Origin of the sequence: Flavobacterium flevense, assembly GCF_900142775.1 — a bacterium.
Lineage (GTDB): Bacteria > Bacteroidota > Bacteroidia > Flavobacteriales > Flavobacteriaceae > Flavobacterium > Flavobacterium flevense.
Genome location: NZ_FRCC01000004.1, coordinates 217,013 through 242,003 on the forward strand (window position 1 = coordinate 217,013; position 24,991 = coordinate 242,003).

General features: G+C 34.8%; 17 protein-coding genes. 6 read left to right on the forward strand and 11 right to left on the reverse strand.

The genetic code is table 11. The features are described from left to right. Positions 1–10 precede the first annotated feature (10 nt). From BUB89_RS08895 to BUB89_RS08945, 11 genes are all read right to left on the reverse strand, one after another. Positions 11–664, reverse strand: coding sequence for a hypothetical protein (locus BUB89_RS08895; RefSeq protein ID WP_141384380.1), 654 nt, complete (start codon positions 662–664; stop codon positions 11–13). Positions 665–822: 158 nt separating this feature from the next. Beyond that, the gene (locus tag BUB89_RS08900; RefSeq protein ID WP_073244137.1) at positions 823–2,043 is read right to left on the reverse strand and encodes a BaiN/RdsA family NAD(P)/FAD-dependent oxidoreductase; all 1,221 of its coding nucleotides are present in this window, start codon (positions 2,041–2,043) and stop codon (positions 823–825) included. Positions 2,044–2,245: 202 nt separating this feature from the next. After that, the gene (locus BUB89_RS18370; protein WP_373862908.1) at positions 2,246–2,356 is read right to left on the reverse strand and encodes a GxxExxY protein; all 111 of its coding nucleotides are present in this window, start codon (positions 2,354–2,356) and stop codon (positions 2,246–2,248) included. A gap of 42 nt (positions 2,357–2,398) precedes the next feature. Then, positions 2,399–3,082 carry a glycerophosphodiester phosphodiesterase gene (locus BUB89_RS08910; protein ID WP_073244139.1) on the reverse strand — a complete coding sequence of 228 codons (684 nt, stop codon included), beginning with the start codon at positions 3,080–3,082 and terminating at the stop codon, positions 2,399–2,401. A gap of 97 nt (positions 3,083–3,179) precedes the next feature. Further along, complete coding sequence (locus BUB89_RS08915) at positions 3,180–4,985, reverse strand: glycoside hydrolase family 13 protein (RefSeq protein ID WP_073244141.1); 1,806 nt, start codon at positions 4,983–4,985, stop codon at positions 3,180–3,182. Between the two features lie 219 nt (positions 4,986–5,204). Next, positions 5,205–7,112 carry an acetate--CoA ligase gene (acs, locus tag BUB89_RS08920; RefSeq protein WP_073244143.1) on the reverse strand — a complete coding sequence of 636 codons (1,908 nt, stop codon included), beginning with the start codon at positions 7,110–7,112 and terminating at the stop codon, positions 5,205–5,207. Between the two features lie 23 nt (positions 7,113–7,135). Continuing rightward, entirely contained in the window at positions 7,136–7,498 is a 363-nt protein-coding gene (locus BUB89_RS08925; RefSeq protein WP_073244145.1) for a response regulator transcription factor, read from the reverse strand. Further along, positions 7,495–10,197, reverse strand: a complete 2,703-nt coding sequence (locus BUB89_RS08930) for an ATP-binding protein (RefSeq protein WP_073244147.1) — start codon at positions 10,195–10,197, stop codon at positions 7,495–7,497. The genes BUB89_RS08925 and BUB89_RS08930 overlap by 4 nt, the downstream gene beginning before the upstream one ends. Continuing rightward, a complete protein-coding gene (locus BUB89_RS08935) occupies positions 10,190–10,384 on the reverse strand; it encodes a hypothetical protein (protein ID WP_073244148.1) in 195 nt (64 codons plus the stop codon). Before BUB89_RS08935 ends, BUB89_RS08930 begins: the two co-directional genes overlap by 8 nt. A 62-nt stretch (positions 10,385–10,446) precedes the next feature. Next, positions 10,447–11,007 carry an acetate uptake transporter gene (locus BUB89_RS08940; protein ID WP_073244150.1) on the reverse strand — a complete coding sequence of 187 codons (561 nt, stop codon included), beginning with the start codon at positions 11,005–11,007 and terminating at the stop codon, positions 10,447–10,449. Positions 11,008–11,111: 104 nt separating this feature from the next. Further along, positions 11,112–11,531 (reverse strand): IS1/IS1595 family N-terminal zinc-binding domain-containing protein, encoded by a 420-nt coding sequence (locus tag BUB89_RS08945; RefSeq protein WP_073244152.1) that lies wholly within the window; start codon positions 11,529–11,531, stop codon positions 11,112–11,114. A 342-nt stretch (positions 11,532–11,873) separates the two neighbouring features. Between BUB89_RS08945 and BUB89_RS08950 the strand changes: the two genes are divergently transcribed. The 6 genes from BUB89_RS08950 (at position 11,874) to BUB89_RS08975 (ending at position 24,740) form a co-directional block, all read left to right on the forward strand. Then, positions 11,874–12,482: an RNA polymerase sigma factor gene (locus tag BUB89_RS08950; protein ID WP_073244154.1), complete on the forward strand. Its 609-nt coding sequence runs from the start codon at positions 11,874–11,876 to the stop codon at positions 12,480–12,482. A gap of 76 nt (positions 12,483–12,558) precedes the next feature. Continuing rightward, complete coding sequence (locus BUB89_RS08955) at positions 12,559–13,674, forward strand: FecR family protein (protein WP_073244156.1); 1,116 nt, start codon at positions 12,559–12,561, stop codon at positions 13,672–13,674. 140 nt (positions 13,675–13,814) lie between these two features. Next, positions 13,815–17,390, forward strand: coding sequence for a TonB-dependent receptor (locus tag BUB89_RS08960; RefSeq protein ID WP_200806824.1), 3,576 nt, complete (start codon positions 13,815–13,817; stop codon positions 17,388–17,390). 15 nt (positions 17,391–17,405) lie between these two features. Beyond that, positions 17,406–19,490, forward strand: a complete 2,085-nt coding sequence (locus tag BUB89_RS08965) for a RagB/SusD family nutrient uptake outer membrane protein (protein ID WP_073244158.1) — start codon at positions 17,406–17,408, stop codon at positions 19,488–19,490. A 202-nt stretch (positions 19,491–19,692) separates the two neighbouring features. Further along, on the forward strand, positions 19,693–22,299 hold the full coding sequence (locus BUB89_RS08970; protein ID WP_073244394.1) for an alpha-L-arabinofuranosidase C-terminal domain-containing protein: 2,607 nt from the start codon (positions 19,693–19,695) through the stop codon (positions 22,297–22,299). A 68-nt stretch (positions 22,300–22,367) separates the two neighbouring features. Next, the gene (locus BUB89_RS08975) at positions 22,368–24,740 is read left to right on the forward strand and encodes a glycoside hydrolase family 127 protein (RefSeq protein ID WP_073244160.1); all 2,373 of its coding nucleotides are present in this window, start codon (positions 22,368–22,370) and stop codon (positions 24,738–24,740) included. Positions 24,741–24,991 lie beyond the last annotated feature (251 nt).

Below are 24,991 nucleotides of genomic sequence, written 5' to 3' on the forward strand. Positions count from 1 at the left end.
TTAATCTGACTTATTTAGCAGCGTGTATTTTTCTGAATTCAATACTTTTTTTATAAAGAAAATCCATTAATATAAGATCATTTGAATTTTCAGATAAGGTTTTTTTAGATTCCGGATCAAAATTGCAAAAAGTAAGAAAGGCATTTATCTCTTCCTTTTTTAATTGTAACGTTTCGGTATAGAATTTTTGGTCAAAACTGCTTGTAGCAAGTTCTTTAAATTCTCTTTCAGGAATTTCTTTTTCGTCTTTTCCTTTAAATAATCCAGCTAGTTTTTTTCCGATTTTTACAAAATCCATCCCGTTTTCAATCGTACCATTATTTACGCCTTGAACTTTTAAAGCATTTGCTCTTCTGCGAACTCCTGCTTCTTCACTTTTTTGTTGTTCCCATTTTTTATCTAATCCCCAATCAATATCCACCCGATGAATAATAACTTCTTTCAGTTCTTCGGGAGTTTTTTCAATTCTGACAATAATATTATTGGTTTCTAAATCCTGTAAACTGAGTTTTATTCCTTTTAAAGTATAGTCTTTTACGTAAAAAAGAATACTGTCATTTACACTTGCTGATAGTATAAATTCTCCTTTTTCGTTAGTTCTTGTGCCTGTTTGTGTGTTTTTATTAATTACATCAACATTTTGAAGGAAAAAATTATCAGACATCACTTTTCCTCTAAGCAGTTTGTGGGCTTGGGAATATGTTATTTGACTAACAAAGACGAACAGAATAAGCAGCAATTTTACTTTCATTGTAAATTAATTTGTAAGTAAAATTACTTTTTTTTGTCGAAAGTATTCCTGATGTTCAGCGTAAATTTTTGTTAAATCGCATTGGCCAGAATAAATCCGCTGGTCCATGCATTTTGGAAATTAAATCCTCCTGTGATAGCATCAATATTGACGATTTCACCTGCGAAATAGAGATTTTCGTGTAGTTTGCTTTCCATGGTTTTGAAATTGATTTCTTTAAGATCAATTCCGCCAGCAGTAACAAATTCATCTTTAAAAGTACTTTTCCCATTGACCTGAAAACTGGCATTCGTGAGTTGTCCGGCCAGGTTTTGAATCTGAACTTTAGACAAATCAGCCCATTTGGTTTCTATGGAAATTCCGGAAGCGAGAACTAAACTTTCCCAAAGCCGGTTAGTTAGTTCGAAAGGTGATTTTTTAGAAACCGTTTTTTTAGCATGATCCTGCTTTAAATCTTTTAATTGTTGTTCAGCTTCTTCTGTGTCCACATCATTTAACCAATTTACAAAAATGCTAAACTGATAGTTTTTATCATGTAAAATGCGGGCTCCCCAAGCTGATAATTTCAGGATTGCCGGGCCGCTCATTCCCCAATGAGTAATCAATAACGGACCAGTTGATGTTAATTTTGTGTCTTTTACTTTCACCGAAACCTGTGCTGAAACTCCGGGAAGTTCTTTAATTCTTGCATCTTTAATATTGAACGTAAACAACGAAGGAACCGGACTTACAATTGCGTGACCATGCTGTTGCAGCATTTCCCATATTTTTGGATTGCTGCCTGTTGCTAAGATGAGTTTTCCAACTAAATAATTTTCGTTTTGAGTTTCTATTTTCCAATGATTTTCTCCCGAAATTTCAGAATTAAAAATCGATTGTACTGCTTGTCCAGTTAGCACACTGATGCCTAATTTTTGAGTTGCTTTTAGAAAACAATCAATAATAGTTTGAGACGAATTTGAAACAGGGAACATTCTGCCGTCTTCTTCAATTTTTAATTCTACTCCATGTTTTTCAAACCATTCTATGGTGTCGCCTGAGCAAAATTGATGAAAAGGACCTCTTAATTCTTTTTCACCACGAGGATAAAATTTGACTAATTCGTTAGGTTCAAAGCAAGCATGGGTTACGTTGCAACGACCACCGCCTGAAATGCGTACTTTTTGCAATACTTCGGCACCGCGTTCTAAAATAGCTACTTTTAGTTTTGGATTTTTTTCTACAATGTTAATGGCTGTAAAAAATCCTGCTGCGCCACCGCCAACAATTATAATGTCAAATTTTGAATTCATTTATAAACCATTAAGAGAGTTAAGGTTAGTTAAGTTTTTTTTACCATTAAGGAATATTAAGCTCTGTATGAAATATTTTTTTAAATCATTAAGAGGTTTTAGTCGTCTGCGAGTCTTGAAAAATAGTCATTTATTAATGGTTTATAAGATTTTGTTATGTTGGTTGTATTGAAGTTGATGAGTAGTCCTTGTGGGATACTCATTAACATTCTTCATATATTTTTTCTAACAAGCCAGGACCTAGTTTTTTATGAACTTTTATGGCATATCCAATAATTTCATACGATAATTGGGTTACTTCTTTTTTAGTCATAAATAAAATGATTTATTTAATAAACTTAATGTCCTTAATGGTTTAAAAGAAAATTCTATCTGGAAAATCAGAGATAATTCCGTTTACGTTGAATGTTTTTATTTTTTGAATGGCATTTTCCGAATTTACTGTCCAAGGATAAATTTCGAATCCCTTTTGTTGCATCAAAATTACATTTTCTTTTGATAATAATTTATAATAGGGATTAATAGCAAAAGCGTTTATCTTTTTGGCGAAAGCCAAAGCACTGTCAATGGATTCTTCGGTCAAAACACCAATTTTGATTTTTGGGTCTAATGAATGGGTTTCTTCGAGCATTTTCCAATCAAAACTGGAAATGAGAAAATGGTTGTAATCCCAATTTTTTTCTGAAATGTAACGAGATATTAATTGAATTACCGGCTTAGGAGTTCCAATACCTTTAAGTTCAATGTTGATAAAACACAGTTGATTCACTAAATCAAATACTTCGGTTAAAGTGGGTATTTCTGCTGTATTTTCAATTTTTAAAGCTTTCAATTCCTTTAAAGACAATTGATTTACTTTGCCTTTACCATTGGTAGTTCGGTCGACGGTTTCATCGTGGATAACAATTAATTCGTTGTCAGAACTTAAATGAACATCGAGTTCAATCCCGTCAACGCCTAAATGAATCGCTTTTTCGAAAGCAATTAAAGTATTTTCTGGTTCGTAACCTTTTGCACCGCGATGACCTATTTTGAGCATAAAGTTTTTTAATCGCAAAGTTCGCAAAGTTTTACGCAAGGTTCACAAAGTAGGAACTTTTTATTTTTTTTGAATTTTTAGGGTAAATCCAGGCATGTTATTCTAATTCTAAAATTAAAGCCGATTTACCTTCGATAACAATAGCGTTTTCCAGATTGTACATTTCATTTGTTAAAACGTCTTTTCCTGTTTTATAATCACCAATATTTTCTTTAAATCGCAAGGTGCTGATTTCCTGATTTTCCGGATTGTTGTTGATGATTACCATGACACTTTTTAACAGATTGTATCTAAAATAAACATACACATTATGCTCCGGAATATAATGCGTTGTTTTTCCAAAATGTACAGCATCATTGGTCTTTCGCCAATGAAATAATTTGGAAGTAAAATCAAAGTACGCATTCTGGCATTCGGAGCGTGTTTCGGGATTGAAGGCATTGTTTTCGTCATCCTCCCAGCCACCTGGAAAATCTTTTCTAATATCGGCATCACCTAAATGTTGATCTCCGGACATACCAATTTCAGAGCCGTAATATAACTGTGGAATTCCTCGTAAAGTGGCAAGCATACACATTGCCATTTTGTATTTTCGAATATCATTATTGTAAATCTGATTGAAGCGTTTGCTGTCGTGATTTTCGGCAAAAATCAATAGATTATTCGCATTTGGAAACAAAAAATCCCGGGCAATAATATCATACACTCTGGTAACTCCTCGATCCCAGCTGCCATCATCTTCATCAAAAAGGATTTGGAAAGCATCTAAAAGTGCAAAATCCATCACGCTGGGTAAATTAGAATTGAAATTCTGAATTTTCCCTATCGGGCTGTCTTTTTGCCAATAGGAGAGAAGTCCCTGATTACGCATGGTGATTTCGCCTACAAGATTAAAATCCGGATATTCATTGGTAATGGCTTTAGTCCATTTTGAAATATATTGAGGTTCGGAATAGTTATAAGTATCGATTCGAAGTCCGTCTAAATTGGCATATTCAATCCACCAAATCGCATTTTGAACCAAATAATTAAAAACCAGCGGATTTACGATGTTTAAATCAGGCATTGAAGGGACAAACCATCCTTTAATACAGGTGTTTCGGTCAATTTCAGAAGCATTAGGGTCACTTATGGTGCTTCTTTTATGATTGGTTTCAGTATAATTTTCAAATTGATGAATCCAGTCAGCGGTAGGTAAATCTTTTACCATCCAGTGTTGTAGTCCCCAGTGATTGGTTACATAATCCATGACTAATTTCATGTCACGCTGATGGATTTCACTTGCTAAACGAGTATAATCTTCATTAGTCCCATAACGCGGATCAATTTTATAAACATCTGATTGTCCGTAGCCGTGGTAAGAATATTCAGCATCATTGTCTTCACACAGCGGAGTACTCCAAATGGTTGTTATGCCTAATGAGTGAATGTAATCCAGATGTTGAATAATTCCTTCGATATCGCCACCATGTCTTCCTCCGGGCAAATCCCTGTTGTATTTTTCGGTGGTAAACTTGTCGTTATCATTGTTTTTATTTCCGTTAGCAAAACGGTCAGGCATTAAAAGATAAATGGTGTCCGAGGAATCAAAACTTTTACGAAGTGATGCACCTTTTCTTCGTGTTCTTAATTCATATTTTTGAATAAAAGTGGTTTTATCTTTTTGTTTAAATATAAAATCAATTTCATTTGCAGCTATCTTTTGGGTATCGATGGTTACAAAAATAAAATTAGGATTTTCGGTACGTTTTACATTTGTAATTGCACTGCTGTTGGGAATTGTAATTTGGCACTGCGCAATATTATTTCCGTAAAAAAGAAGCTGCAGTTCGGGATTGTGCATTCCTGAAAACCAAAAAGGAGGCTCTATTCTTTGTATTAATGGATGTAATTCAGTATTCATAAAATAGAAAATTAGAGCAGTAGCATAAACAAAGCTTAGATTTGGAAATTTAATGGGCTATTCATGAAACAGCAGCTGACGAAAAACTGATTTTAAACGAATGTAGTAAAAATAAAACCATTCAGGTTATTGATGATGTTTAAATAATTCTTATAAAAAAGAAAAGCTGCCCGGTTTAATGAGCAGCTTTGGGTTATTTATGAATATCTGATTGAAAAATCAGATTTTACCATTTTTAATTTCTTCTACGATTTCAGGATTTAACAACGTAGTTGTATCTCCAAAATTAGAATAATCACCTTCGGCAATCTTACGAAGAATTCTACGCATGATTTTGCCGGAACGTGTTTTTGGCAATCCGGAAACAAACTGAATTTTATCTAATTTAGCAATAGGTCCTATATGAGCCGAAATATGCTGGTTAATCTCTTTGGCAAGGTTTTCTTTATCCCGTTTTTCACCTGTTTCTTTTAGAATTACAAAACCGTAAAGTGCATTTCCTTTAATGTCATGAGGGAATCCCACAATGGCACTTTCGGCAACAGCCGGATGTTCGTTGATGGCATCTTCAATAGGTGCAGTTCCCAGATTGTGTCCGGAAACAATCACCACATCATCCACACGACCGGTGATTCTGTAATAACCTACTTCATCGCGTAAAGCTCCGTCACCACTAAAATATTTGCCTGGAAAGGCAGAGAAATAAGTATCTTTATAACGTTGATGATCGCCCCAGATAGTTCTGGCAATCCCCGGCCATGGATATTTGATACACAAACTTCCTACTACCTGATTGTCTTCGATTTCATTGCGTTTTTCATCCATTAAAACGGCCTGAATTCCAGGAAGCGGTAAAGTGGCATAAGTGGGTTTTGTAGGGGTAATAAATGGTATTGGAGAAATAAGAATTCCTCCTGTTTCCGTTTGCCACCAGGTGTCTACAACTGGGCAACGTTTTCCGCCCACATGGTCATTGTACCAATGCCAGGCTTCTTCATTAATAGGTTCTCCTACTGAACCTATGACTTTTAATGTGCTTAAAGGGTATTTTTGAATATAATCTAAGCTTTCTTTAGCCAAAGATCTGATAGCAGTAGGTGCTGTATAAAATTGATTTACTTTATGTTTTTCAATCACTTCCCAAAAACGACTGAAATCCGGATAAGAAGGAACGCCTTCGAAAATTACCGTTGTAGCCCCATTCAATAACGGTCCGTATAAGATATATGAATGTCCGGTAATCCAGCCAATATCGGCAGTACACCAGAAAATATCATTTTCTTCGTAATTAAAAACATTTTGGAACGTATAAGCGGTATACACCATATAACCTGCTGTGGTATGCACCATCCCTTTAGGTTTTCCTGTGGAACCCGAAGTGTAAAGTATAAACAATGGATCTTCGGCATCCATAATTTCAGCAGTGTTGTTATCGGATGCTTTTTCTAATAAAGGTGCTAGCCAGTGGTCGCGTCCTTCTTTCATCTGAACGGCAGCGTTGATTCGGTTAACCACTAAAACATTTTCTACCGATGGACAATTAATTAAAGCCTCGTCAATAATTCCTTTTAAATCAATGGTTTTATTGCCACGGTATCCGCCATCTGAGGTAATCACCATTTTACATTCACTGTCATTAATTCTGCTGGCTACTGCTGATGCTGAAAAACCGGCAAAAACTACCGAGTGAATAGCTCCAATACGGGCACAGGCAAGAGTAGTAATGGCTAATTCAGGAATCATTGGTAAATAGATACATACACGATCTCCTTTTTTGATTCCCTGGCTCAATAAAACATTGGCCATTTTGCTCACACGCTGGTGTAATTCATTGTAGGTAATAGCTTGTGACGCTTCATCCGGATTGTTAGGTTCAAAAATAATAGCTGTTTTATCTCCTTTTTTAGCAAGATGACGGTCAATACAGTTTTTAGTGATATTTACCTTAGCATCTGTAAACCATTTTATTTCGGCTTCAGCCATATTAAAATCAACCACTTTATCCCATTCCTGATACCAGGTAAAGTTTTCAGAAGCGATTTTGTCCCAAAATTTCTTAGGGTCTTTTATCGATTTTTTGTATTCTTTAAAGTATTCTTCGAAATTACTTATTTTGTAGCGACTCATAATTTTGTATATATTTAGTTTTGTTAGTTTAATAATTCCTGTGCTTGTTCAACAAGCTTTTTGAGTGAAAATGGTTTGGTGATGTATAAATTAGCACCCAGTGAAAGCCCTTTTTCAATATCTTTTTCTTTGTTTTTAGCCGAAAGGAAAATCACTTTGCAATTTTCTAATCGGGGTTCCTGTTTTATTTGTTCTAATGTGCTGTAACCGTCAACCATAGGCATCATTACATCCAGAATGATGATATCCGGAAGTTGGTTTTTTAAAATATCCAGTGCTTCCTGTCCGTCGCGGGCAATAAATACTTCAAAATTATTTTTCTTAAAAGTATATTCCAGTGACATCACTATATTAGGTTCATCGTCGACTATTAATATTTTCTTCATTTTTCAGCAGTGTTGTAATTGGGTAATGTAAAAATAATAGTTGTTCCGTTATCAACAGAACTTTTGGCCCATATTTTTCCTTTATGATGTTCGATTATTTTTTTGCAAATAGCTAAACCTAAGCCACTTCCAATGGGTTTTTTAATATTTTGATTTCGGGATTGATAGAATTTGTCGAAAACCGCTTCCAGATCATCCGGTTTTATCTCCTTGCCATTGTTATGAATGCTGACCGTAATAAAATCTTTGTCATCACTAATATTAATGCTGATTTCTCCTGCTGTATCATCACAAAATTTTATAGCATTTGAAAGAAGATTGTGCAGTACCTGAATGATACGTTCTTCGTCATAAAATGCTTTTATTTCGTGCTTTTTATTGTCAAATTTTATTTTTATGTTTTTGTTTGTAATCAATTGTTGTAATGATTCCAAAGTGCTTTCTATAGTGTTATAAATGTTGTTTTTAGAAAGGTAGATTTTTTGTTTTCCGGTTTCGAATTTTTCTAAATCCAGTATTTTGTCAATCAAACGGTTAAGTCGATCCGATTCGGAAATGATGTTTTGTAAAAATTTTTGGCGTACTTCTGTGGGAATATTTTCATCATCATGAAGTATTTCAGTTGCGGCTCTGATAGCTGTTATAGGAGTCCTTAATTCGTGAGTTACGGTATCCAGAAATTCGTCTTTTTGAATGTCTTTGTTAATGAGTTCCTGATTAGCCACCTGCAGTTGCTCGGAAATTTTTTTAAGTTCATTCGAACTTTCCGTTAGCTTCTTATTAATTATAATATTTTCTTTCGATTCTTCGAGAATACGCAGTACTTCGGGCAGACTTATTTTGTCTTCTTTGGCAACACTGGAAATAACAATTTTGGCGGAAGCCGTACCAATATGCCCGGTGAGTAAATTTTCGGCAAATTTTATAAAACGGGCATCTGCTATTTTATTGTCTTTATCAATATTGTACTTTAAATTAAAGATTGTCAGTGCGCGTTTTGTTCTTTCGATACCCAGAAAACGTTCCAGGATTTTTTCAATATCCGAAATATTAGCCGTTCCTTTCCATACATAGGCATTTTCATGATTGGTAATATAGCGGTCAATATCTACAAACATCTCGGCATAATTGCGTTCTCTGTAATTTCCGCTAAAGCTTACTGAAACAGCGATGTAGCTCATGAAATTAACTAATAAACTCCAGAAAACGGCTTGCGGAATAGGATCTAAATAATCCAATCCAAAAAGCTGAAAGGGTTTTAACAATGCAATTCCCCATGGGCCTTCCTGTACAAAAGTGCTTGCTGACTGCGTGGTTCCGATAGCATACGGAATTAATAAGGTGTAAAAACAAATTAAAAATCCAAGGATAATACCGGTTAAAGCTCCTTTTTTAGAACCTCTTTTCCAGAATAATGCACCAAAAAAAGCAGGTGCCAGCTGGGCAATTATTACAAAAGAAACCAGTCCGATAGAAACTAAAGTGTAGTCTAAAACAAATACACGATAAATAATATAAGCTAAAATAATAAGTGAAAAAATCCCTATTTTACGACTAAGTACAATTCGTTTGGTATTCTTTTCCGGTGAAATGTTTTCTAATGAGCCAATAAATCCATATGGAATTAAAAGGTTGTTGCTCAGCATAGTTGCCAAGGCTATTGAAGAAACGATAATCATCGAAATAGCAGCCGAAAACCCTCCCAGAAAGACTAAGGTAGTTAAAAAATTATTGTTGAAATGTTGCGGTATTAATAGAGAATAAGTGTCGGAATTGAGACCTTGTGTTTCAAAAAGAATATTTCCTCCCCAGGCTATAGGAAATACAAAAATATTAAACAGCAATAAATAGAGCGGGAGCAACCAGATGGCTGTACGAATGTGTTTTTCCTGATTGTTTTCTACTATTGAAGTATGAAACTGTCGGGGAAGAATAAAAATAGCAAACATAGAAATCAGGCACAGGAAAAACCAGTTAATCCCATTGCTCAATGGACCGATAGTGTTTTTTTTATCAAAATTTTCTAAAACGGAAGCTTTAGCATAAATATCGTCAAAACCATCAAAAACAAAATAGGTTACATAAACCCCAATAATTAAAAAGAAAACTAATTTTAATATGGATTCAATGGCAATAGCAGTTACAATTCCGCGTCTTTTTTCGGAAGCATCCACATATTTATTCCCGTAATAAGAGGCAAATAAAGCAAGGGCAACACAAATATAAGTCGTGTTATCGCTAAAAATATTAGAACTTGCCTGCGTTTTAGTTACAATATGAAAAGTATCTGAAATGGCTTTGAGTTGTAGTGCAATATAAGGTACAATTCCAAAAATAGATATTAAGGTTACAGCAGCTCCCAGCGAACGGCTATTGCCATAGCGTAGTGAAATAAAATCGGCTATACTGGTTATTTTATTGATTCGGGAAATCCGGATGATTCTTTTAAGGATAATAATCCAGGTAGGAATAATAATAATAGGACCCAGATAAATAGGTAAATAATCTAAGCCTGATTTTGCTGCTAAGCCAATACTTCCATAATAGGTCCAGGCCGTACAATAAACGGCTAAAGAGAAAGAATAAATATAAGGATTGTTAGTCCACTTTGAATGGCTTCTTTTTTCAGACCAATGCGCAATATAAAAAAGGATTACTACATAGATGGCCAGGATGATTAAAAGCCCAAGACTACTCATAATATTTTTTGATAATTAAGTAGGTTGTACCAATAGAAAATAACCAGGCCGAAAAGAGATAGATGTAAATAACAGGAAAACCAAATAACGGTTTAGAACTGTCAAATAAAAGGATAAGCGGAATGTTCAATGCTAAAATCATTAGCATTGAAAGGATAATTAGTTTTTGCTCATGTCTTTTTTTCATAGAAATGAAACACAATAGTCTTGGTTTTACAAGACTATTGTGTTGTGTTTTTACTGTTTATTTTATAAAGGTAACAGCTGTTTACCTGATTTTTCATTAATAACAATTGCGGCTGCCTCATAAAAAGCAAAAAATCCGCATAATATCCCTTCATAACCAGCAATGGTATGAATTTGTTCGCTTCCTGTAAAACTGGCTGCTGATAATAAAGCAAACAAAATTACAAGGGAACCAAAAATAAGTTTTCCTATAGTGTTTCCGTTTAGTGTTCCAACGAAAAAAGCCAGTGTGAATAAGCCCCATATCCCTAAATAACATCCCATTGAAGCGCCGTCTGGTTTTGTAACTCCTATTAATGGAAGCAGCCATAAGGTAACAAGAGAGATCCAAAAGAAACCATAAGAAGTAAAAGCGGCCATAGCAAAACCATTTCCTTTTTTCCATTCCATAATTCCTGCAATAACTTGTTGAGTTCCTCCAAAAAATATTCCCATCCCCATAATCATCGAATTCAATTCAAAGAATCCTGCATTGTGGATGTTCAATAACATGGTTGTCATTCCGAAGCCAAAAAGGCCTAATGGTGCCGGGTTAGCAGTGGTGTCTTTTAAGATCTGTTCCATTGTGGTTTAAAAAAATTAAGGTTAATTAAGGTTAAATAGAATACCAAATTCAGTTTTTTTAATTATAAAAAAAAATAGGCTATATATATATGTTAATGCTATAGTTATTTTTTAAAACGTTCCCATTTTATAAGCATAAATTTATCTCCTAATTCGGTGATAATCATTCCGGCTCCTGAAAGGGCTTCTTTGTTTTTTATATATTCAATTAATTCTAAATGGTTTAGTATTTTATAAGTAGGATGGTAATTAGAATTGATTGGCTTTTTTATATTAAAAGATTTTATCCAGTTGCTAATGCTTACATGAGACACTCCTATGATTCTTTCGATTTCTCTATAGCTCAATCCTTCAAGATAGAGCTGTAAAGCTTTTGTTACGTAGTAATCATCAATTTTTTTTCCAACTTTATTTACGGTAAAAAAATAGTTGCAGCTTTTGCACAGATACCTTTGTTTTTCGTTGATAACACCACTTTTTACAATTTTGTTATTTTGGCATTTTGGACAGCTGATTATTTCCATGTATATTTATTTTGCATAAATATACTAAATTAGCAATTATTTTTTATTAAAAAATAATTTTCATTTAATAATTTCAATTTTTTTTCATCATGTGTTTCTTTTATTTTAGTAACAATAATAATGATTGTCGGTTATTTTTGTATTAAATAAAAAAAAAGTTATAATTTAATGAGTATATAATAAAAAATAAGTCCTTTATGTATAAAGAAGCTTTATAGTATGATTTGGTTAGTCATATGTTGGTAGTGTTTTAAAGAGTTGTTGTTTTGTAACAGCAGCTCTTTTTACCCAAGAATAAAGCCCGAAAGGATGGGATGAAATATAAATAATTAATTTTTGAGTTTGAAAAATCACATTTTACATACCGGAGTTCTTGATGATAATAAGCTGTGGCAAGATTTAAAAGCAGGAGACGAGAAAGCTTTTTCTACGCTTTTTAAGAGGTATTATGGTAATTTAATTCAATATGGGAATTCCTTTTCTCCACATGCCGAGAAAATTCAGGATTGTGTTCAGGATGTTTTTACAGATATCTGGATTTATAGAAACAGCCTTAGTGACACTGTGGTTGTAAAAGCTTATTTATTATCATGTGTACGTAAACGTATTGTGCGTTTGCAACAGCGTGATAAGGTTTTTAACAAAGCAACATCTATGGATGCTGTTACTTTTTTGCTTGATTTTTCAGTAGAACAACAATTAATTTCCGATGAATTGACCGTAGCTAAAGTTGAGCATCTTAATAAACTGTTAAATATTTTGCCTTCCCGGCAAAAAGAAGCTTTGTTTTTAAAATACCATCATGGCTTAAATATAGATGAAATAGCAGCAATATTAAATGTGAATTATCAATCGGCCAGTAATTTATTACATAGGGCACTGGTAAATATTCGTAAGGAATGGAACATAAATGTAACCTTATTAATGGTATTAATGATGAATTGGGTTTAAGAAGGAAAAGAAAATTGCGAATAATGAGTATGTAAAAGGATGATTGTCCTTTATGATAGAAGAAATACGGTGCGAAATGAAAAAAAGAAATAAATATAGAGAAATAGAAGATTTTTTGGCTGACGAATCATTCCGACTGTGGATGAGGTCAAAAAATGATATGGCAGGTTGGGAAGACTGGACATTAGATCATCCTAAACGGGCTAAATTAGTCGAAGAAGCCCGTCTGTGGTTACTGGCTATGAAAGTTCCCGAACATGATTTGACTCAGGAACAGCTGGATGATGCTCTGCAAAATACCTGGCTGAAAATTGAACAAAAAGAGCAAAGTCCTAAAAGAGAAAATAAATTAATCAAAGTATGGAACGATGGCTGGTTTGGAAAAATTGCGGCAGTTCTGGTTCTTGGTTTGCTTTCATTTTATGCGTACACCAATTATTTTACTGCTGCAAACACCGATTTTTATCAGGAACAAATAGTTGCTCACGCAGAAGCAGATGGTTTATTAGAACAAATAAATAATTCGAATAAACCACAGATTATAAATTTATCCGATGGAAGTTCAGTGTTGTTACAGCCTAAAAGTAAGCTGAGTTATCCGAAAGTTTTTATGGGTAATGAACGAAAAGTGTATTTGTCAGGAGAAGCTTTTTTTGAAATTAGTAAAAATCCTCAAAAACCATTTTTTGTTCATGCTAATGAAGTTGTAACGAAAGTCGTGGGTACCAGCTTCCGAATTAAAGCGTATACAAATGATTCTGATGTGGAGGTTTTAGTACGAACAGGAAAAGTAAAAGTGAATTCTGAAAAAGCGTACTCTAAATCAAGCCAAAAAGAAATAGTATTGTTGCCCAATCAGGCGCTTCGTTTTGAACGTAAAAATCAAACTTTTAAGAAAATAACTGATATCACAACCGATAAATCAATTAGTAGTTCAGTGAGAAGTATTGAACAATTAAGTTTTGATTTTACAGATATTCCCGTTAGCCAGATTTTAAAAACAATAGAGCTGGCTTACTCGGTAGAGATAGATTATCCAAAACAGGAATTGAAAAAATGCCATTTGACCACCTCCTTAAATGATCAGCCTTTACCGGAAAAATTAAAGATTATCTGTAAAAGTATCGGTAATAATTCCAGTTATACCATGAATGGAAATCAAATCACGATTTTGTCTAAAGGATGTAATTAATTTCAATGCCTATGAATAAAAAAAGCGTCGAAAATGCTGCAACATTATCGACGCCTGTGCTCATTCTCACTCTGCAAAGTGGGTTTGAAATGTTTCTTAAAATACGCTCAAAATAGTATTAATCAAAACAAACCAAAATTATGAAAAAAAACCAAGTAAAACAACGATTTCTAATCCGACTCATGAAGATGACATTGTATCAATTTGTATTAGCGGTTGTGTTTTCGACCGTTACCATGGCAAATAGCCTTAATGGACAGGGAAAGTTAGACACAAAAGTGACTATATCCATCACGGATATGAATTTAAATAATGCCTTAAAAGAGCTGGGTAAATCAGCTGATGTGAAATTTTCATATAATTCCAGAATGGTAGCATTTGACCAAAAGGTTAGTGTTAAAGCTACTAATGAGGTTTTATCAGCTGTGCTTTCCAGAATCTTACAGCCATTGAATATTAAATATACGGTAGTTAGTAATCAAATTATATTACAAAAAGACAATAAAAAAGATAATAATGACATCGAAGCTTTTTTACAAACAGTTGGACAACAGCAAAAAACGCTTAGTGGAGTAGTTGTTGATGCCGGTGGACTTTCTCTTCCGGGGGCAAGTGTTTTAGTCAAAGGAACTAAAAATAGTGTTTCTACAGATATAGATGGAAAATTTAGCATTAGAGTCGATGATACCGCCACCACACTGGTAATCTCTTATGTTGGATTTGATTCAGTGGAAATTCCTATTGGTAATAAGACTGATTTTAGAATTACACTTAATGAATCTTCGCAAAGTTTAGAAGAAGTTGTGGTTGTAGGATATGGAACTCAAAGAAAGAGTGATTTAACAGGAGCAATATCTTCAGTTTCAGGTGAACAATTAGCTACGGTTCCGGCTATGACAGCTGCACAGGCTTTACAAGGTAGAGCGGCGGGTTTGAATATTGTAACTACGAGTGGTGCTCCGGGTGCGGGAACTAATATCACTATTAGAGGCGGAACCTCAATTACACAAAGTACTAAACCGCTTTATATTGTGGATGGTTTTCAAATGGATGATGCATTAAATGTTATAAATCCTAACGATATTAAAAGTATTGAGATTTTAAAAGATGCTTCGTCTACAGCAATTTATGGAGCTCGTGGATCTAATGGTATTATTGTAATTACAACAAAATCGGGAAAAAAAGGACAAACAACAGTTTCTTACAACTCTTTTATCTCGTTTGATGAACTTTCTAAAAAAATGGATGTAATGTCTAATACAGAAGATTTTGTCAAATATCAATACGAAATGGCAGTTTTACAAGGAAAGCCAGCCTCATGGAGTAATGTTTTTGACAATAGTTTAGCAACAGATACGCCTAATTTTTATACAGGTGCTTATGATCGTATTAATAATCGTTATGCTTCAGGTAATGCTATTGACTGGCAGAAAAAAATGTTTGGAGGATCAGGTTATACTCAAAATCAAAATGTTACCGTATCAACTGGTAATGAAAAAACACAGGCATTTTTAAGTTATAATTACAATAATCAGGAAGGGATTATAGCAAATCATAGTGACAGAAGGAACACATTCCGTGCTAAAATCAATTCAGAATTATATAAAGGCTTACGTTTAGACCTTAATACTATGTTTAGTAATACTTCAACAGATGGTGGTGGTGCTTATGGTGGTCTAAAGGATGTGCTCTTGCAGCCCATCAATGGTGGAACATTGTTTTCTCAGGATCAGCTGATTAATACACAGACTTTTGGAGATTTTTCCGGTTTAGATTCTGCTTATGATACTGAAAATCCATTAGTAGAAAACGAAGCTTCCCAATCTAATAGACGCTCTCGTGTTTTTCTTGTGAATACTGGTGTAGAATTTGATTTTCTGAAAAACTTTACATGGCGTACTTCCGGTCAATATTCCTGGTCAAGTGGTAAAGGAACTAGTTTTTCAGATGAAAATTCAAGAGCAGCATTAACTGATCCTGTTAATACCGGTATTAATGGAAGTATCAGTAATTCAGAATCGTTTAGTTACCAAATCACAAATACCTTGAATTACAAGAAAACATTTGCGGATAAACACGATGTTTCTGTTTTATTAGGACAGGAGGTTACTTATAATGAATCTGAAAGCAATAGTCTAAGTCTTAGACAATTTCCATTACCTAACTTTGGTTTAGACGATATTTCAAATGCAACTGTATCAGATAAAAATACAGGTCATTCCCGCAATGGATTAGCTTCTTTCTTTGGGCGATTAAATTATGCTTATGATAATCGTTATCTTTTAACTGGAACATTACGTTATGATGGTTCTTCTAAATTTGCAGAAGGAAATAAGTGGGGTGTCTTTCCATCTGTTTCCGGAGCATGGAGAATTTCAGAAGAAAATTTTTGGAAAAATAATGCTATTGGAAATGTTATCAATAATTTTAAACTGCGTGCCGGTTATGGTATTACCGGTAATAATGGAATTGGTAATAACTTATATCTTACAACCGTAAGTCAAACGGATTATCCAATTAATAACACTCCGGGGAATCCGGCTTATGTGCCAAGTTCAACATTGGGTAATCAAGGTTTGCAATGGGAAACTTTACATGCTACAAACCTTGGTTTAGATATTTCTTTATTCAATAGAAGAATCGATATCACAGCAGAATGGTATAACAATCAAATTAGTGATATGTTATTAAAAAGTATCATTCCTTCTTCAACAGGATACGCAAATCAATATCAAAATGTGGGAACAATGCGTAACCGTGGTTGGGAATTTACAGTGAGTACAACAAATGTGAAAACTTCTAATTTCCGTTGGACAACTGATTTAAACCTGGCTTTTAATAAGTCTAAAGTACTTTCTTTAGAAGAAGATCAAACACAGAAAACGTTTAATGTAGGAGGGAACAGATCCGGTTCAGTAACATATTATGCTACTGTGGGAGATCAATTAGGAGATATGTATGGTTATGTATATCAGGGACTTTATACAACCGATGATTTTACTCAAAATCCTGATGGGACTTATGTTTTAAATCCTGGTGTTGTAAAACCATTTAGTGGAACTGCAAGTCCGGGTGATGTAAAATTTGCTGCTGATAATGAAGCTGGCGATCAATTTACACGTCAATTAGTAAAAATAGGTAATGGTGCTCCTGATTGTATTGGAGGTATCACTAATACGTTTCGCTATAAAGGTTTTGATTTAAATACGTTTATGAAATTCAGTATTGGAAATGATATTTATAATGCTACTAAGCACAGTACAAGCCCTTATGCTCTTTTTCAAAATGTACCTACAGAGTTTGGTAATAATTACTACCGTTTAATTGATCCTTTGACAGGACAAAAAGCAACTTCGCTTAGTCGTTTACAAGAATTAAATCCTGATGAAGCATCTCGTACATCTGCTTTAAATCTTTTGAACTCAAGTTATATCACTTATCCTTCTTCTTATTTTGTTGAAGATGGTTCTTATTTACGCCTTGCGCAAATAACACTGGGATATACACTACCTAAAGCATGGTCTGAAAAAGCTAAAATTTCTAATGCCCGTTTTTATTTTACAGCTAATAACATATTGACTATTACAGGCTATTCTGGTTTTGATCCTGAAGTTTCTGCGGGTGATAATGATTTAGTAGCTGTTACCCCGGGATATGACAGCTCTGCTTATCCTCGTTCCAGAAGCTTTGTTCTAGGTTTAAACTTAACATTTTAATGCAAAATATACATCATGAAAAAATCTATTAAATTGTTTGAGAAAAAAAAGGCATTAATAATTTCGATTCTTATCGTTTCTCTAAATATGACTTCTTGCCAGGATTATCTGGATATGCCTTCTTATAACGCTGTTGATACTGAAACAGTATTTTCAGATGAATTAACCGCTGATATGTTTGTTCAGGGTTGTTATCGCGGTATTATTCATTCGGAGTTATTTTATCAGCTTGGAGCAGGGGAGACAGTAACACATTCTTCTGAAGACGGAACAACTAATAATTCTAAATATAACATTTGCAACTATTTTTACGACGCAACAACACCGTACACTGTTACAACTATTTTTAAAGAACAATACCGTATTATAGAATCCACTAATATTGCTATTAGTCGATTAAGTAAAATGCCTGAAACTAGTAAAACGAAAGCGTTATTAGGCGAAGCTAAAGCAATCAGAGCTTTTTGTTATTATAATCTAATTCGTGTATATGGAGATGTTCCCGCTGTATGGCAACCTTTGGAAGAGCTGAATCCGGATGATGAAAATACATTTTATCCAAAACGTGCTTCTCGTGATGAGATTTATGATCGTATTGTTGCTGATCTTCAGTCGGCTGTACAGGATATTCCCTGGTTTTCTGAAAGCGGTTATGCTACTTATGAGCGTTTAACAAAACAAGGTACTTATGCTTTATTAGCCCGTATCGCATTACACGCAGGTGGTTATTCATTACGCTGGAATCTGGAAACAAATGATCAGGGAAGCTTAATGATGTCCAGACGTTCGGATGTTGCTCGCGCTCAGGAGCTTTATCAAATTGCAGATAAGGCATGTGAGGCTGTTATTTCCAGAAATGAAAATAGTCTGGTTCAGGCACAAGGTAATAAAAGTGGCTTTGAATATTTATGGTATAATTTCTGCCAAAGAAATTTTTCAGCTACCAGAAATGAGATGCTTTGGGAAGTGGCTAATTTAGGTCAAAATACCAATTCTCCTTTTGGTGTTTATGCTCATCCGGGGACTAGAGGTGGAGTGTTTGGATCCCGTAAAGCATTACAATTCATGTTGCCAACATATTATTTGTCGTTTAATCCAAATGATACACGACGTGATGTCTCCTGTACTGCTTATAGTATTTATTTTTTAAATAATGGTTCGGCAAGTGATAAATGGGTTGATGTAGGAACAACATTCTCTTGTATTATGCCTGGAAAATTCCGTATCTCTTGGTGTAATGAGCCACAAGGAGCTTCACAACGTAATCTTAATATTCCTGTTTTACGATATGCCGATGTATTATTAATGTATGCCGAAACTCAAAATTATCTTAACAATAATCCAACAGCAGCTGCTAAAGATGCTTTGCAAAAAGTAAGGGATAGAGCAGGAATTGGTTCTTTAACTATACCTTCAGATAAACAAGGATTTGAAGATGCTATTGTTCAGGAACGTAAATGGGAATTTGCAGGCGAATTTAACTTGCGTACTGATTTAATTCGAATGAATCGTTTAGCAACTGAATTAGCAGCGACAAAACAGGATATGAAAGATCTTTCAGATAGAAAAAACGCATATGCTAACACAGCGGTGTATCGTTTGTATAAATTTCATCTTGACGCACAAACTTACGGAGATCCGTTTTTGGCAGTTAAATATATTGATTTAACTGATCCTGCAGAAATTGCAGCGATCCAAACAGTACCAACAACCTCTTCTCAATATGCTGCTTTTCTGGCTAAAACTGCCGGAATTGCACAGGCTCACGGTTATACTGTGACGGGAGATGATAAATGGTATCCGGTAAATATGTTTCAGGCTTACACAAGCGCATATAATGGAAATGCCCGTAAAACCGTTGGATTTACTTCAGGTTTTAATACACTTCAAATAGGGAATATTATTTATACTAAACCAACCGGTTCAGCTGAAAATGGAGGTCAATATCCTAATTGGATTGAGGCTCCTGACGGTAGCGATGGATTGTATTATGGCTTTCAGCAAAATCGTTCAGAATTGCTTCCTTTTGCTAATAAATCTGCTGGTCATCCTCTTGTTGATAACCCAAATTTAACGCAACATCCCGGTTATCTAAATTAATAATTTTAATTTAAGGGTATTATAAAAAATCTCAAAGCGATATTTAATTTGCTTTGAGATTTTTTATTTTAATATATTCCGTTCCTTGTATTTAATAGCTTTTATCATAATCAGTTTGATTTCCATTAAATTTATAATCAAATTAATAAATGTTTTATTTACATTTGTTAATTCCAATCAAAATTTTATAAAGAATAAACCAATGAAAAATAAAATTAAACAGAATGTCATTGCTTTTGCAATAAGTCTTTTAATGGTCTTGCCCTTTTTTGCAAATAACGCCAAAACAGAACATCCGGGCTCAGTCTATTTGTTTGCTTACACACCAGAGAATGTATCGGGGAGAACGGGATTGCAGTTTGCGTGGAGCGTCGATAGAAAAAGCTGGCATTCGGTGGGTCAGAATTACAATTTTTTACTTTCCGATTATGGAAGATGGGGATCCCAAAAAAAGATGATAGCACCTTATCTTTTTCAGGATGCACACGGGACATACCATTGTGTATGGAGTTTAAATGATAAAGATGGAACTTTTGCTCATGCAGCTTCGAAAGATTTGATTAGCTGGGGACGTCAATCTTATCCGGAAGTGATGCAGAATAACAATTGCATTAAACCAATAGTTTCTCAAAATAACGGTGTTTTTACTGTGTCATGGAAGAGTTCTGCTGCTGCGAATGGATTATTTGCCGTAACCACAAGTAATTTTGTTGATTATTCAGCTACAAAAACAATTCAGGATACGGAGCGTGTCGATTTAAGAGAAAAAATTACAATAGCCGGAATTCCTCAAAACGGAACTGTACATAAGGTTATCTGGGATGTAGTAAATAGTTTGATAAAAAATGAACAGTTAGCTGCTTATAATAATCAGTTAAAAGAAGAATCTTCAAAAACAGATGCTGTTCGTTTTGCGTCACTGAAACCGCTAAATGCTACCATTACTGTTGAAGCTACCGGAAGTAAAAAAATAAGCAACATGCTTACCGGAGTATTTTTTGAAGACATTAATTATGCTGCCGATGGTGGTTTGTATGCTGAATTGATTCAGAACCGTGGTTTTGAGTATGCTTTGAGTGACAAGGAAGGTCATGATAAATCATGGAATAGTTCTAAATCGTGGAGTGTCGAAGGAAATCAAAATACTTTTACTATTGATTCGCTTTCGCCAATTCATGAAAACAACAAGCATTATGCTGTTTTGAAAATAACTGAAATTGGAAGAGGTTTCAGTAATGAAGGTTTTGATGGTATCGCTTTAAAAGCAGGGGATAAATATGATTTTTCATTGTTTTGTCGAAATTTGGCTGCAGCCAAAACAAAACTCATCATTCGTTTGACAGGGAAAAATGGAGAAAAATATGCCGAAACTACTATTAATTCGAATGGTGTAAATTGGAAAAAATACAATGCTGTTTTGGTTTCGAATAAAACAGTAACGGATGCAAAATTAGAAATTCTACCTCAAAGTCAGGGAAGTATCGCTCTGGATATGATTTCGCTATTTCCACAAAAAACATTTAAAGGACGTAAAAATGGTCTCCGTTCCGATTTGGCACAGACCATTGCTGATATTCAGCCAAAATTCATGCGTTTTCCCGGCGGATGTGTAGCTCATGGTGACGGAGTTGATAATATTTACCATTGGAAAAATACCATCGGGCCATTAGAATCAAGAAAGCCACAACGCAATCTTTGGGGGTATCATCAATCGATGGGATTGGGTTATTTCGAATATTTTCAGTTTTGTGAAGATATGGGAGCAGCGCCTTTGCCGGTAGTTGCAGCAGGAGTTCCTTGTCAGAATTCAGGAACAGGCGGAGCAGGACAACAAGGCGGAATCCCAATGAGCGAAATGGACGATTATGTTCAGGATGTTTTAGATTTAATAGAATATGCTAATGGAGATGTGAATACCAAATGGGGTAAGAAAAGAGCCGAAGCGGGACATCCTAAACCCTTTAACCTTAAATATGTAGGAATAGGAAATGAAGATTTAATTACAGATATTTTCGAAGAGCGTTTTACAATGATTTTTAATGCTGTCAAAGCAAAATATCCTGAAATTACCGTTATTGGTACCGTTGGGCCATTTTATGAAGGAACAGATTATACTGAAGGTTGGGCTCTTGCCGATAAATTAAATATCCCAATGGTCGATGAGCATTATTATGAATCCGTGGGTTGGTTTATCAATAATCAGGATTTTTATGATAAGTACGATCGTTCTAAGGCGAAAGTATATTTAGGAGAATATGCCGCTTTTTTACCGGGACGTCCTAATAATATCGAAACGGCTTTGGCGGAAGCCTTGTATTTAACATCAATTGAACGCAACGGAGATGTAGTAAGTATGGCTTCGATTGCGCCAATGCTTGCCAAAGAAGGTCACACTCAATGGAATCCGGATATTATCTATTTTAATAATTCGGAAGTGAAACCAACGGTGGGTTATCAGGTTCAGAAAATGTACGGAAACAATGCAGGAGATGTTTATTTGCCGAATAATATTATGCTTTCTGATGGAAATGAAGCCGTTCGAAAACGCATCGGAGTTTCGGTAGTTCGCGATAGCAAAAGCAATGATTTGATTCTGAAATTGGTCAACATGCTTCCTGTTGCAGTAAATACCCAATTGGATTTAAAAAATCTGGGAGTAACCGCTTCGAATGCCAGTCGTACTTTGTTAACAGGAGTTCCTGATAGTAAAACGGCTTTACCAAAAACGGATACGATTGCTATAAGTGAAAATTTTTCGACTGAGCTACCAGCGTATTCATTTTCGCTTATTCGAATAAAAACAAAATAAATTCTAAAATTCATTTCTGAAAATAGATGAGGGAGCATTTGTTTTCAGAATAAAATCTAAATAAAATTATGGTAAAAAAACATTTAAAAAATACGTTTTACGTTACAGCATTTTTTGCTCTAAGTACTGCTGCTTATAGCCAGTCAGCACAATTACAAAGTTTTCCGTTAGCATCGGTTCGTTTGTTAGAAAGTCCTTTTTTGAAGGCACAGCAAACCGATATGAAATATATTTTAGAACTCGATGCCGACAGATTGCTGGCGCCTTATTTAAAAGAAGCCGGAATAACACCTTTAAAAGACAATTACGGCAATTGGGAAAATACAGGTTTAGACGGTCACATTGGCGGACATTATCTTTCGGCTTTGTCGGAGATGTATGCCGCAACAGGAAATCTGCAAGTAAAAGAACGATTGGATTATATGTTGGATAATCTGGAAAAATGCCAGTTAAAAAATGGTGACGGATACATAGGCGGTGTTCCCGGAAGCAAGGCTTTGTGGGCTGATATTGCTAAAGGGAAGATTGACGCAGGTGGCTTTTCATTGAATAATAAATGGGTGCCTTGGTATAATATTCATAAGGTGTATGCAGGTTTAGTTGATGCTTATAATTTAACGGGAAACGAAAAGGCTAAAAAAATGCTTATCCAATTATCGGATTGGTGTTTGAAATTAGTAGCTAATCTTTCGGAAGAGCAAATCCAGCAAATGTTAAAAAGTGAGCATGGCGGTATGAACGAAGTTTTCGCTGATGTAGCTGCTATTACCGGAGATAAAAAATACTTAGTTCTGGCTGAAAAATTTTCGCATAAGACGATTTTGAGTCCTTTGTTAAAAGAGGAAGATAAATTAAACGGACTTCATGCCAATACACAAATCCCTAAAGTCATTGGTTTTATGAGAGTTGCTGAGGTGGGAGGAGACGCTAAATGGGCAGATGCGGCTAACTTTTTCTGGAAAACAGTAGTCGAAAACAGAACCATTTCGATAGGAGGAAATAGTGTTAGAGAACATTTTAATCCTGCGGATGATTTTTCGTCAATGCTGGAATCCAGAGAAGGTCCCGAAACCTGTAACAGTTACAACATGCTTAAATTGAGTAAGCATTTGTTCCTGGCACATCCGGACTCGAAATACATGGATTATTACGAGCGTACCACTTATAATCATATTTTGTCATCGCAGCATCCTGAAGGAGGATTTGTGTATTTTACTCCTATCCGTCCGCGTCATTATCGGGTGTATTCGGAGTCTCAGGAATCTTTCTGGTGTTGTGTGGGTTCCGGTTTAGAGAATCACGGAAAATATGGCGAAATGATTTATGCTCATGATGCGAACGATTTGTATGTGAATCTTTTTATTCCTTCTACTTTAGAATGGAAAGAAAAAGGATTGAAACTAACGCAAAATACCAAGTTTCCTTTCGAAGAACAATCCACTTTTACATTGGATTTGAAAAAAGCACAAAAATTTGCTGTAAAGTTCCGATATCCTTCCTGGGTAACGAATGGCGAAATGAAAATCAAAGTGAACGGTAAAGCGGTTACGGTTGAAAAAGAGGCGAATTCTTATGTTTCGATTAATCGAAAGTGGAAATCAGGGGATGTAATTTCGTTGGTATTGCCAATGCACAGTACTGCCGAACAGCTTCCGGATCAATCAGCCTGGGTTTCTTTTGTACATGGTCCAATTGTCTTGGCTGCTGTTACCGATACTTCTGATTTGACAGGATTAACAGCCGATGGAAGCCGAATGGGGCATATTGCTAGCGGACCCATTTATCCTATTGAAGAAGCGCCAATGCTGATTTCAAATTCGACTGATTTAGCACCATCTTTGAAAGAGATAAAAAACAAACCATTTACGTATTCGATTTCGGATATTACGTATCAGGATCAATTTAAGAATTTACAATTGGTGCCTTTTTTCCAAATTCATGATGCGCGATACATGCTGTATTGGCCTTATACCACAAAGGAAAAATTACCTGAATTGCAGGCTGCAATGAAAGAAAGAGAAGAGGCGAAAATGAAATTAGAAGCGGTAACAGTAGATTTAGTTACTGCCGGTGAACAACAACCCGAAAATGATCATAATTTTAAAGGAGAACAAACGGATACCGGAATCTATAAAGAACGCCACTACAGAAATGGAAAAGGTTTTTTTAGCTACGAATTGAAGAACCCAAAACTGGAAGCACGTAAACTAAGATTTACTTATTTTGGTTCTGATAAAAATAAAAACTTTGATGTTTATATGAACTCGGTTTTAATTGCTTCGATTACATTGGATGGAAAAGAAGGAAATGAGTTTATTGATAAAATAATTGAAATTCCGGCTGAGGTTTTAAAAGCGAATCCAAAATTACTGGAAGTGAAATTTCAGGCGAAATCGAATTCGTCTATTGCAGGTATTTATGAAGTACGTTTGATGAAATAATTGAGAATAATTTGTAGTTGGAGCCTCCTGAAAACGGGAGGTTTTTTTTATGTCCTATATTTATTTGGAACACAGATAAAACAGATCTAACGGATTTACACTGATAGAAATTAAAAAAAAACCGTTTTTTGTGCTATATATTTATTTGGTACCCATATAAAAAAGATTGTAACGGATTTATAAATGATAGAAATTAAAAAATCCGTTTTTATCCGCTAAATCCGTTTTATCGGTGTGCCAAAAAAACTTAA